The sequence below is a fragment of the Schlesneria paludicola DSM 18645 genome, assembly GCF_000255655.1.
Lineage (GTDB): Bacteria > Planctomycetota > Planctomycetia > Planctomycetales > Planctomycetaceae > Schlesneria > Schlesneria paludicola.
Map to the genome: position 1 here is coordinate 304312 of NZ_JH636438.1, position 12084 is coordinate 316395.

Sequence of the window (12084 nt, forward strand, 5' to 3'; positions counted from 1 at the left end):
TTTAGTCTGGCTTACCTTCCGCCATCTTTCCGAGCATCGTGTAAATGTTAATCAAGGCCCGGTTCATCATTTCTTCGCCCGCACCGATTTGAGCGGGTGATACCGGGGCATCCGCCCCGTAGCCACCTTCAGAAACGGCTTCGATGGTGGGGAAGTAGTTCATGTAACCGTTGCAGTAGCCGAAGAACAGCGTGTGTTTGACATACGCTCGATCTCGCAACCGGACGGCATGATTCGAGAAGAATTCGCCCGAACCACCAACGATCGCCAGTTCGCGATTGATCAGCACCGTGCAGATTTCCGGATGCATGCCATCTTTGTATTCCTCAGCGAAGTTCCGAATCAATTCGGGAAAGAACGCCTGACTGAAGGCTAGCATCACCGAAGGGTTGTTCAGATCAATCCGCGTGGTGAAATGGAACCGATCCACGCGTCCCTGGATTGAGGGTCGGCGCGGTGACGCGGTTTCGGTTGCTTTGGCCAGGTTTAAGACGTCGTTTCCCAACTGTTCGCCGAAGGCCTTCGGGCCTGAGACGTTGATTGCATTGACGCTCATGTCTCCGGCCGCCCCTTGAATGAAGACGCATGGAGCTCCCAGTTCCTGCTGAACATGGTTCATCATGAAGCCGGGATAGTCGGCCGAGAACTTCAGTTCCTTGTTGTCGGTCATCACCGGGTGTGCTGCGAAGTTGACGAGCACGACCAGCGGATTTCCGTTGAGATCATCGAACCGCACAACCCCCAGTTGCGGGTCGCGGGCGGGGGGCTTCCGCTTCGAATGACGGTTGCGATTGTACGGAACGTCGGCCGCCGAGACGCCCATTCGAGCCGGTTGCAGCGTTGTCGCCGCTTCGAGAATGGTTGATGAAAGCATCTCCGGCAGGTTTTTTAGATAGGCAATCGCCGCATCGAATTTGCCTTTTCCGAACCCTTCGCGATCGGTGAGTTCAAACACGGGCCCGTGATGCGTATGCGATCCCACGATGAGCAGGTGTTCGATGTTGGCTTTTTCACGAATCGTCTTGCGAATCTGTTCCATCATGGCCGTTGTCGGGGCGCGGCCGGTATCCATGCCGACGATTGCCAGTCGTACGGAGTCCGCTTCCACGACGATGGCCTTCGCCATCAATGGATCGAGCGTGCCTTGCGAGAGCATGTCGCGCCGGGCTCCATAGCCCCACATCGGCGTGGCGACTTGAGGCGTGATGTCCTTTTGAGCGAATCCCACTTTGAAGTCAGCATCGTCTGCCAGACTGATTCCACACGTGAGCGAAATCGTCAGCAGGAGCGATGCCAGCGAGCTGTACCGAGCAATCATCAGGGGCCCCTCAAGTGGATTGTTAGAGCGACAACATCCCGTCGGTCTTCGACGTGTGAATCAACTGCAATGCATCACGACGTGATCTTGGAATACCCGGAGCCTCGCGGATGTTCCGAAGTCACCGAAATCCAATGCCTGCAGAGGGATTCAACGATCCCACTCTAACTACCTTCTGAAAGCGAACAAAGTTTCCCTCCGCGGCCGCCGCGATGGAAATCGTCTGACGTGGTGACTATTTCGATGGGTCGGCGGCGAGTGACACGGAAATGATTTCGAGATCGTTTCGCGCATAGACATTCCGATGAGCGAACGCGGGGTGGCTCCAAACGACTTCGCGTCGCTGCGCAGGGCCCGTTGGTTCCAGTAGGTGGGCACGGCTGATTTCCTCGTAACCCGCTGGCGACAATCTCGCGATGATCAAATCACCCTGCTCGCTGAATAGGAAATAGCGATCATCCTGCTTCACCAGGAACGCACTTCCCCAACGTGCCGAGACCTTGCTGGTGGCCTCGAATGTCGACCACAGGCGATTGCCGGATGCCAGTTCAAGGCCACGCAGTTCCCCATAGCTGCAGACTCCGTAAATGAAATCCCCCTCAATCACCGGCGTGCTGATCACGCAATGCAGCGCCTCGGTCAGGCGTTCATTTTGTCCCTGGCGACGCCAGACCTTCGTGGCTTTCGGTTCCGTTGGATCGAGTTTGACAAGCAATGCGCCATCGTAGAAAGCGCTGATTAGCAATTTGTCTCTGCTCAAGCGCGGTGTTGCCACCGACATTCCCGCCTTCGATGTGAAAGGTTCTTCCCAAAACGTTTTGCCAGTTTCTGGATCGAGCGAACTGAGTGCGGCAGGATGCCAGACGATCAGTTGTCGACGGCCTCCTGCTTCAACAATGATCGGTGATCCGTATCCAGGACCATGCTCGGTTTCGGAATCGAGTGCGCGCCAGAGTTCTTTTCCCGTCTCTTTGTGAAATGCCACGACGGTTTGGCCCTTGCCGCCCACCAGACAAATCAGGCGATCGCCGTCCAGCAATGGATTTGCCGAGTATCCCCATACAGGAGGTTGCTCGCGGCCGTAATCCGTGCGGAAATTCTTCGACCAGATGACGGTGCCATCGTCCTCGTTCAGGCAAAACAGATGGCCTTCCGATCCCAACGTGTAGACGCGTCCGTCCTGAACCACAGGTGTCGTTCGTGGACCCGCTGGATAGCTGACTGTGTACGGGCAGTCGTATTCGTGCTTCCAGAGAATGGCTCCATTGTCATCGCTCAAGCACAGGACACGTTCGGTCGCCTGACGTTTGGTTCGATCGAAAGGGTCGCTGGGATTCGTGATTCCGGCAGGCATCTGCTTATCGGTGACAAACACATGCTTTCCGACAACGGCCGGACCAGAATACCCGCCGCCAATTTTCGTGCGCCAACGAACGGGGGGCCCACCTGCTGGAAATTCTTTGACGATCCCCGTCTCACGCCACACACCATCGCGCTGCGGTCCCAGCCATTGTGGCCATTCCTCTCCGCGAACGGTGCTGGTCAATGAGAATTGAAGCACCGCGAGAAGGACCGGCAGACGTTTGAAACTTAAGGACATTGAAAGCCTTCCTTGAAACAGTTGAATGAGTCCGTCGAACGGCGGCATTGTCGGCCTGCGGAAATCAGGACGACAGGCCGCTTGGTATTCATGAGATCAGGGTGTTTTTGAATCTGAGCCCAGCCAGTCCCCGTGATTTCGACAGGCGGCTGACTCAATCGCGAACGTGTCCTTGATCGTCGGATTTGACGACAAGTTCCTGGCATCCGCTTGTGAATCATAGACCGTGCGGTCAAAATCCAAAGACAAATTCTGAAGCGTTTCTCCCGTGAACGCCTCTTCTTCTCTTTGAGATTGGAACAAATCTGATGGCTGGTGGCGATTATCTGAAAGACCTGTTTGGTCTTGAAGGAATGACGGCGGTTGTAATCGGCGGTACGGGAACCCTGGGCGGTGCGTTCTGCGATGCCCTGGCCGGTGCGGGCGCTCATGTCCTTGTTGTCGGACGCAACGACGAGCATGGCAATGAACGCGTACGCCTGATTCGCGAACAAGGGGGATCGGCCGAGTACTTTCCTTGCAATGCCACCGAACGGACCGAACTGGATGCTCTCGTTACCCATTTGAAAGCGACGGGACGGCAGGCAAACGTGCTGATCAATGGGGCCGGAGTCAATTCTCCCACGCCATTTCTTGATATCAGTGAAGAGGAATGGGAACGCATTCTGAATGTGAATTTACGAGGTGTTCGTCTGGCGTGTCAGGTCATTGGCAAAGACATGATTGAACGCGGGACCAAAGGTTCCATCATCAACATCGCCTCTGTCAGTGCCGGCCCTCCTTTGTCGCGCGTGTTTACATACTCGTTGTCGAAGGCCGCCGTACTGAGCCTCACACAAAACTTGGCGCGGGAATGGGCGACCAAGGGGATCCGCGTCAACGCGTTGTCGCCGGGCTTCTTCCCTGCCGAACAAAACAAAAAGGTGCTGACGCCGGATCGCGTCGAAAACATCATGCGGCACACGCCGATGGCGCGGTTTGGGTCTCCTGAAGAATTGGCGGGTGCCGTCTTGTTGCTGGCCTCGCCCACCGCAGGCAGTTACCTGACGGGACATAACCTGCTGGTCGACGGTGGCTTCACCGCGATGACGATCTAAGTCAAAACAGTATCGACCCTGATCCCATCGTGGTCGAAGCCTGTTTCGTCCTGTGGAACGTGTACTGATTCGAAACCGTGATTTCCTTCGCGAGAAACTCCTGTGACAAACTCTCTACTTCGTCGGTGTTCTCGAACTGTGTTGGCGATGTTCAGCCTGATCGCCAGCGTTTTCGCGGGGGGCAACGTTCAGGCCGATGACGCCTGGATCACCTTTCCTGGCGGCTCCGGTGTGGGAATGGGATGGAAAGTCGTCTTGATCAGCGGCGATGAAGAGTATCGATCCGAAGAATGTCTGCCGCAGCTCGCGAAGATCTTATCGAAACGACACGGGTTTGCGTGCACGGTGCTCTTCCCGATCGAGCCTTCCACGGGCCTGATCAATCCCGAGGTGAACAACAATATCCCCGGCTTGGAAGCTTTGAAGACCGCTGACCTGATGATCATCGCCACGCGGTTTCGCAGTCTGCCCGACGATCAGATGAAGCTGATCGCCGACTACATCGAATCAGGTCGCCCGGTGATTGGAATGAGAACCGCCACGCACGCGTTTAAATTCCCCAAGGGCCAAACGTATTCGAAGTACTCTTGGGATAACACCGACGTCACCTCGTATGAGCAGGGATTCGGCCGTCAGGTACTGGGGGAAACCTGGATCTCGCATCATGGCAAACATGGGTCTGAAAGCACCCGGGGAATCTTCGCCAAGGGGCAAGAAAAGCATCCTATCCTGAAGGGGATCAAGGACGGTGCGATTTGGGGGCCGACCGACGTTTATGGCGTACGATTGCCACTACCCGGCGACAGCACTCCGCTGGTGTTGGGGCAGATTGTGGAAGGCATGAAGGTCGATGATCCCGCTGCCAAGGATGCACGGAACGAACCGATGATGCCCGTGGCCTGGACGAAAACGTACCAAAGCCAATCCGGAAAGCCTGCGCGCGTCTTTACGACGACGATGGGTTCCGCAACCGATTTGCAGAATGAAGGCGTTCGGCGAATGTTGGTCAATTCGACCCTTTGGTGCCTGCACGCGGACGACAAAATCAAGGACGACCTCAATGTCGCTCTGGTTGGTGAATTCACCCCCTCACCGTTCAAATTCGGCGGCTACGTCAAGGGCCGCAAGCCAGCGGACTATGCGAAGTAGGTATGGGCTCACGGCGCGAGGATGCTAAGAAGGGTTTGCTTCTCCTCATTTCTCCTCGTTGCCAAGCTCCCGCTTGGCAACGCTTACTACGCATCAGAAATCGGTGCGATGGTGCGAGGCCACGTTCCTGCTCGACAGAAAACTAAAGGGCAAGAGGCGTTACCAAGCGGGAGCTTAATAACGAGGCAATACATGTTCCCGGCCAGATCGCGTCAACCGGGGGAAGCTTCACTTCAGTTGTGAAAGATCAATCGCCGCCCTCGGGCTTTCGTTACGGTCCGCGCATCAGTCACCCTGATTTCCACCGACGGCGAGGTGGCATTTTTCTAACATTGCCTGTTGTTTCGCTTACTCATGATCAACCTGAGCAACATGGAGCATCTCCCTGTTTTTCATGGGTCAAACCAAGTTGATCAATGTTGATCATTGCCATGTTTTTGATCCCTTTGAGCTCGCTTTTGCGAGGAAACTCTCAGTTTTCGACGGATGTGCAGACAGACCGGTGGCGGCATCTTCCTCGCGCAGCGAAGAGACGTCCGTGATCCATGGAAGGCAAGTCGATCGTCGCCCTGACCCGATGCGGGCTGTTGCTCGTTCTGCATGGCGCAGGACCCGTCTATGGATCTTGTCCACCGTCGGTGAGAATGATTCGATTGATTCACCCCATAACGTCAGCGAGGCAGGATAGCAAAGTCTCCACACCTTGCAGCGGCCAAATCGCGGGTTGTTTCCAAACGTTTGGAAGGGAGTTGTCCCGGCGACGCAGTGACAGATTGATTGGACAAATCACAGATGAAACCGTCGTATTTCAACGCGGCGAATTCGCTCGGGAATCGCTCGAATAAAGAATGTTGCTCAAGGGTGGCCGTTGGAAATGCCGCTTTGGAACCCTGTTGCGTCTGATCGATCTTTAGGTTCGTTTTTTCAGGACGTGAACGATGGTATCCGTCGTGTCGGAAATGGGGGCCAGAGTCATGGTGTCGAGCTCTTCGGTGCACTTCAATTCTGGATGCAGTGCGAACAGGGTGAGTAGTTCGTTTCGTGTCAGGAGTGCTCTTTCGAAATTGTCCAGCACGATTGTGGTATTCTCAATGTTCGCGGACCGGTACTCGACGGAACATTGCGAGACACCGAATAGTGCCGATCTCAGGCACGCGATCTGGCAATCATATTGGCCCGATGCGTCGTCGCCGATGACGAATTCAAAATGAGCCTCTTTGTTCAATTCGCTTGGGCGGGTGACGACCGTATTGAACAGGATCACTGATCCGTTCAGACGCAGCAGGCGGCTTGCCTGATTCAGAGCGGCGATCCGACTTTCCACGCTGTTGAACTCGGAGAATACGTCGAACGAGAAGAGCACGACGTCGACTTTGTGCTCGAATGGGATGCTCAGAAAGTCGCTTGGAATCACCTCTATACTGGAGTCGCTCTCAAAGCGTTGTAAGAGGATCGCGGCGGCATCCGCGTTCTGCTCGACCGCCACGATATGGCAGTTCTTGAGTTTGAGATGTTGAATGACTCGGCCGGTTCCGGAACCCACTTCCAGTATGCAGGAATGGTCGGGGACCAGTGCATCCAGCGCAGGGAAGTCGAACGTGATGTGTCGCGTACGCAGCTCGTACATTTCAGCCGCGATACGGGAGCTCATCGGTCGTTCCTTCCGGAATATTCCTGGGTGGTCTGCAATTCCCTGAGATCAGCGAGATTCAACGATTTCCCCTCGTTTCTTATCGCCAGTACGGGGAATTCTTCGTCCCTCTAGACGTGTGCCTAAGCCGCCTCCTCGCTCGACGAAAACGAGATTGCAGGAGGCGTTCCCAAGCGGGAGCTTGGGAACGAGGAAAACGAGGAAAACGAGGAATAACAAGCCGGGGAGCTTGGGAACGAGAAGACGATTGGAAAACGGCGGTTTAGGGCCTCCGCCCGAGGCGCTACGATCCGATCTTCTTGGCGTAGCGGGCGAGTGCCATCAGGGGGAAGTACAACGGGTAATAGTGGTACTTCAGATAGAACACGCGTGGGAAGCCGGTGCCGGTGAACGGGATTTCGTTCCAGGTGCCATCCGGTTGTTGTGTGCTGAGTAGATACTCGATGCCACGGCGTGCGGCGGCGGAGTCGGCTTCTCCGGCGGCGATCAGGCCCAATAGGGCCCATGCCGTCTGCGATGCGGTCGGGGTGCCCGTACCGCGTAGTGATGGATCATCGTAGCTGCAGGCCGTTTCGCCCCAGCCACCACACTTCTGCTGATGCGTCTTCAGCCAATCGACGGCGCGACAGATGCGCGGGTCGGTGGGGGATATCCCATTTGCGACCAGGCCAACAATCACCTGCCAGGTGCCATAGATGTAGTTCACACCCCAGCGACCATACCAGCAGTGATCGTGCTGCTGGTCCTTCCAGATAAAGTCCAAGGCTCGCTTGTGGATGTCGGAGTCGGGCCGGACACCCAGTCCGGCAAAGCTTTCCAGGACGCGGGCGGTGATGTCCGATGTGCTGGGGTCGATCATCGCGTTGTGATCGGCGAACGGCACTTTGGTGAGCACTTCACGAGTATTATCGGCGTCGAATGCGCCCCAGCCTCCGTCCTTGCTTTGCATCGCCTTGAGCCAGCGAACTCCGCGACGCATGGCCATGACCAGCGGCGCGGCCGCTTCCATTTCGGTGATCGCTTGTTCGGCCGTGGCGGAACGTCCGCTGAAGACGACGGGGGCATCGGGATCTTTCAGCAACCGATCGTCGAACAGTTCCATCGTCCATTCGCGGCCGAGTCCCTCGGGCAAACATCGTCCGAGGGCGATCAGGATCATGCAGGTGTCGTCGACGTCTGGATAAAATTCATTGTTGAACTCAAAGAACCATCCCCCCGGTTCGAGTTCGGGATGATTGAATCTCCAGTCGCCGGGCGTCTTGACCTCTTTGGACAAGATCCACTCGATGGATTTTCGGATGGCGGGATCGTGTCGTGAGACCCCGGCGTCACGGAGTGCGATGGTCGAAATCGCGGTGTCCCAGACGGGCGACAGGCAGGGCTGCAAACGCACCTTGGCGACACCGCTCGCGTCGACATCGCGAATGACCAGTTTTTCGAGTTCGGCAAACTGAGACTGAATGACAGGTGAATCGTCTTTATAGCCCAGGCAACGCAGGCCAATCAGGGTCCAGATGATGGGTGGGAAGATTGCTCCCAACCCGTCGCTCTTTTCCAGCCGCTGGAGAATCCATTCTTCGCACAGTTTGATCGACTTCTTACGGAGCGGCTTCACGCCCAGCCATTCGCCAAACTTGATGGCACTGTCGACACGTTGAAAGAATTTGGACCAGTTGATCCAGCCGTGCGATCCTTCGTGATTCACGCCGCCAATGGTTCTTGGCAATGTTTTTTCGGGCCAGGCATACAGTTCGTCAATCTGATGTTCAGAAGGCAGCGTCGTTCGCGGCTGGCAGGCCCAGAGCAGGCTGAGCGGAACAATGATCGTCCGCGACCAGGCCGACATTTCATAGATGTTGAACGGTGCCCACGTTGGCAGCAGAATCATTTCGGGCGGGACAGCGGGACAAAGGTCGTAAGGGATCAGTCCCAGCATCGCCAGGTAGTACCGCGTGAAGCTGTTGACCTCTTCGATGCCCCCAGCTTTCACGATCGCCTCACGGGCGCGTACCATGTAGCTTGAGGTGGGATCGTGTCCGGTGATTTTGAGAGCCAGATAGGCTTTGACCGAACCGCTGATCTCGAGCGGTCCACCGGGGAACATCGACCAACCGCCGTGGGGGCCCTGCTGGTCCAGCATGTACGCGGCGGCTTCTTTGGCGCGTTGCGACTGGCCCTGACCGAGAAAGGCCAGCAAGAGGATGTATTCGGATTCCAGGATCGTGTCGCCCTGGAGTTCGGCGCACCAGTACCCGTCCGGTTGCTGGAGACTGAGCAGGCGATCCCGCGTGCGTTCGATCGCGGGCTGAAGATCGTTTTCGATCGATCGTGCGGATTTGGCACTGCCGGTGACCGCGTCCAGGCGATCATTCCCAAAACTCAATTGCCCAGAACTCATCGCCGGCCCTTTCTGCTCATCCCTGAGTATTGTCGCGACCGTGTCCGATCGTGCCGAATGGTACGCGGAACGATCGGAATGTGACAACAGAGAACGGCTGCAGATCGCCTGAAAATTCGACTGAAATCAGACTTTGAGCTTTGTCGAAGCGCTCCTCGCGGGGGCCCAAAAATTCGCATGTCGACCGACAGAAAGCGGGGACGTCACGTGAACGTATTTTCATGAATGCGGTTTACGATCTGGCCGCCAGGCTTTCCGCTCTCAAACGGACCGCGAGATGGCACCCCGCACACACGACGATCAGCAGAAATCCGAACATGACAAAAAACGAGCTTCCTGCATTGACCGGACTCGCAAGGAATTCTGCAGAAAGGATCATGACGACAAAAGAGCAAACGGACGCACAAATTCCCAGTGCCAATGCCCCCCAGCGTACATACAACGCGGCCACCGCAGCCGCATGCGGAACAAGCAGTAAGTGCATCACACAGACGAACGCGATACCAGCGTTTTCGAATACGTTTGCAGTCACGTCCAACCCCTCGGGTATGACCGCCACTCCACAGGCAAGAAGGAGTGGGCCGGGTAGCCAGACCGTCAGTGAACCGATGAGTTTGAAGTACAACACCTCACCCAGCAATTCCGGCAGTAGGGCCAGGGACGTCAGCGTTTGCCCGCGAACTTCGTCGTGCAGGCAGCGTGAGACGAGCAATCCTGCATCGAATGTGATGGCGTAAATCATGAAGACCGCGTAGAGGATGACGTAGCCCTGATTCCAGCGATTGGAACCGTCTTGCCCGACCGTCATGATCAGGGCGAAAATACCGGAAAAGAATGTCAGGTAGAGTGCGGATCGAAACAGAATCGCTGGCCAGCCACCCGCAGAAAAATGAAAGTCCTTCCACGAAAATGGATTGCCGCGTATACGTCCCGGGGACATGACTCGCCAGAACCACCGTTTTCGCAAGGTCCGACTGGAAGTCGGAACCCGCGGCGAGAGGTTCTTGACGACGTGGATCAATCCCAGCCATGACAGTACAACGCTCCCGGCACCGACCAGCCCGTTGGAAATGACTTGTCGACTGAACAGTTCTCCCTGAAAGCCGGATGCCAGAATCACCTCGAATCGCGACAGAATCGACACGTCTGTGATCCAGGTGAGCACGTCACGCCATGTCGAAGGGCCTAGCCGACCGCTGCGAAGGATCTCGCCACTACAGAGCGGCAGCAGGAAATAAACGGCCAGCAGAATCGTCATCCGTGTCGCCGCCGCGCGGCTGGTCTGGCACAAAGTCGAACACAGCACGCCGAGTCCCGCCACCATGGCGAGATACGCGAACATCGCGAGATAAACGGCTTGGATCTGGGGCGTCAAGATTCCACCCAGCGTGACGGCGAGCAACGTGAACGGATATTGCGCCGCAATCAGCAGACTGCCATGAACGAGCCGGCCTCCCGATTTTCCCAGCAAGATACCCAGTGGGCTGATTCCTGCCATCAGCATGAGTCCCAGTGTTTCCTCTTCCTTCTCTTCCGTGATCGATGACGAGAAATAGCTGACCCCGAACAGAGTCATGAACGTCAGGTTGAGGAAGGTCATGCTTTGGAAGAAGTGCAGACCAGGTGCCCCGAACATCCCACTCGCTTCATTCACAAAACAAAGCGTGATGTAGATGGTGACGAGCAGGCCAAAACGAACCAAATGAGGGCTCAACGACCGGGCATCAATGCGTAGCGATCTCTCGAGCAGTGCCCAGATCCCGGGAAGCATTGGCGGCAATCCTTACGGCAAGCCCTGGAAGGTTCGTGGCTCTTCAGTCGCCACGTCTAAAGTAGCTTAGCGAGCGTCCATTGCAGATGCGAACAAGCGGGCTGATCTGAATTGGCCAGTGACGTCTGTCATTTCTGGTCTCAAACTCGCTGGTATCACCAATCGAAATCAGCTCTCTGCCTTCGAAGCCGAGAATGTTCTCAAAGCCATCGTCAAATACCTCGGAGGTTCGTTGACGCGTGGAACGGCGAAGTTTGATCTTCCATGGATGCTTCAAAGTCTATCGGTGCGACGAGCATCATTTGCGACGACGATTTGAACGCGATCCAAGAAGCGGATATGGGAAATTATGATCCTCTGATCGGTTTGCATCACAAGTACGTTGCTCGATCAGTGTGGGACGCGGCGCTTTACTCTCGCCAGCCCGCGTGTGTTGAGAATCCGCCGCCTTCTGGATTGTCGAATGCATGGCCCAGGCTCTGGCGAAATTGGTGCCAGCGTTCACGAGTGCGGTGGGCTTCTTCGGCTTGCAACAGATCGGCGATCCAGTGATCGGTGTGTTGCAGCTTCGCGGCCAGAATCTCGGCGGCGTTGGCTCCCATGCGGCAAGCAGCCAGATTGTTGGATTCCAGCAAGCGGTCATAGTCCGCTCGTTCCAGCCGCGCGACAGTCACTTCAGAGACTGCGCGGGCCGTGACCGAATGTGGTTGCGAGTGAAAAAACGAACTTTCGCCGAACACGCTACCTACGTTCAATTCGTCGAGAATGACTTCTGTCGAAAAGGGCACTTCGAGAGCAATTTCAACAGTGCCTTCAACCAGAAAATAAATGGCCCGTTCGTCGGCGCCGGTTTCGAAGACCGAAGCACTGCTGCCGTAGGTACGAAGTTCGGCGTGTGACATCATCGATCGGACTTCCTCGGCCGACAACCCCCGAAATAGATTCACCTTCTGCAGATTCTGAAGGATGTCTTCGTTCATCGAATGCCCCTCGCAGCAAACCCAGATTTCTGATGTCAAACGACACACCGGCATGATACGCGTCACGGACGACGGGATGTGAGTTTCTCTGAATCGACTTTCTGAAAGCGGCGAAATTCT

At 56.0% G+C, this 12084-nt stretch carries 8 protein-coding genes; 2 read left to right on the forward strand and 6 right to left on the reverse strand.

Annotated features, from left to right (window positions below; genetic code table 11):
* Position 1: 1 nt before the first annotated feature.
* Complete coding sequence (locus tag OSO_RS0141260; RefSeq protein ID WP_010588524.1) at positions 2 to 1318, reverse strand: neutral/alkaline non-lysosomal ceramidase N-terminal domain-containing protein; 1317 nt, start codon at positions 1316 to 1318, stop codon at positions 2 to 4.
* A gap of 235 nt (positions 1319 to 1553) precedes the next feature.
* Positions 1554 to 2918, reverse strand: coding sequence for a PQQ-binding-like beta-propeller repeat protein (locus OSO_RS0141265; protein WP_010588525.1), 1365 nt, complete (start codon positions 2916 to 2918; stop codon positions 1554 to 1556).
* A 308-nt stretch (positions 2919 to 3226) separates the two neighbouring features.
* Here OSO_RS0141265 and OSO_RS0141275 point away from each other — a divergent pair, with 308 nt between their 5' ends.
* Both OSO_RS0141275 and OSO_RS0141280 read left to right on the forward strand, forming a co-directional pair.
* Positions 3227 to 4015: an SDR family oxidoreductase gene (locus OSO_RS0141275; RefSeq protein WP_010588527.1), complete on the forward strand. Its 789-nt coding sequence runs from the start codon at positions 3227 to 3229 to the stop codon at positions 4013 to 4015.
* A 147-nt stretch (positions 4016 to 4162) separates the two neighbouring features.
* Positions 4163 to 5164 (forward strand): ThuA domain-containing protein, encoded by a 1002-nt coding sequence (locus tag OSO_RS0141280; protein ID WP_010588528.1) that lies wholly within the window; start codon positions 4163 to 4165, stop codon positions 5162 to 5164.
* Positions 5165 to 6074: 910 nt separating this feature from the next.
* Here the strand turns inward: OSO_RS0141280 and OSO_RS0141290 are convergent.
* The 4 genes from OSO_RS0141290 to OSO_RS0141315 all read right to left on the reverse strand — a co-directional run bounded on the left by OSO_RS0141290 (position 6075) and on the right by OSO_RS0141315 (position 11964).
* Positions 6075 to 6815, reverse strand: a complete 741-nt coding sequence (locus tag OSO_RS0141290; RefSeq protein ID WP_010588530.1) for a class I SAM-dependent methyltransferase — start codon at positions 6813 to 6815, stop codon at positions 6075 to 6077.
* Positions 6816 to 7098: 283 nt separating this feature from the next.
* The gene (locus OSO_RS0141295; RefSeq protein ID WP_010588531.1) at positions 7099 to 9213 is read right to left on the reverse strand and encodes a terpene cyclase/mutase family protein; all 2115 of its coding nucleotides are present in this window, start codon (positions 9211 to 9213) and stop codon (positions 7099 to 7101) included.
* A 232-nt stretch (positions 9214 to 9445) separates the two neighbouring features.
* Positions 9446 to 10984: an ABC transporter permease gene (locus tag OSO_RS0141305; protein ID WP_010588533.1), complete on the reverse strand. Its 1539-nt coding sequence runs from the start codon at positions 10982 to 10984 to the stop codon at positions 9446 to 9448.
* 410 nt (positions 10985 to 11394) lie between these two features.
* Complete coding sequence (locus OSO_RS0141315) at positions 11395 to 11964, reverse strand: Crp/Fnr family transcriptional regulator (protein WP_010588535.1); 570 nt, start codon at positions 11962 to 11964, stop codon at positions 11395 to 11397.
* Positions 11965 to 12084: the final 120 nt, after the last annotated feature.